The 290-nt window shown below is 61.7% G+C and carries 1 protein-coding gene; it reads right to left on the reverse strand.

The genetic code is table 11. The features are described 5' to 3' along the window. Window positions 1-290, reverse strand: a 290-nt coding sequence (locus M9827_RS27660; protein WP_250608403.1) for a hypothetical protein, incomplete at both ends; no start/stop codon positions are given.

Consider the following 290-nt stretch of genomic DNA (forward strand, 5'->3'; position numbering starts at 1 on the left):
CCGCAGGCGTCGTAGCGGTAACGCAGGGTGCCCCAGCCCTGATGCTCGGTGATCAGCCGGTCCTGACGGTCGTACTCGAAGGCCAAAGGATGTTGCTGGCCGTCGTCGACACCGATCAGTCGGCCGAGGCGGTCGTATTGGTAGGAAACCTTGATCCCGTCGGGCAGGGTTTTGAGCAGAAGACGCCCGGCAGCATCGCGCTCATAAGCAGTGAGCAAACAAGAGCCGTCATCACCGAACTCGGTCTTCTCCAGCAGATGGCCGTTGAGGTCATAGGCGTACGCGGTGCG

Source organism: Pseudomonas sp. AKS31 (genome assembly GCF_023634765.1).
In the GTDB taxonomy this organism is placed as follows: domain Bacteria; phylum Pseudomonadota; class Gammaproteobacteria; order Pseudomonadales; family Pseudomonadaceae; genus Aquipseudomonas.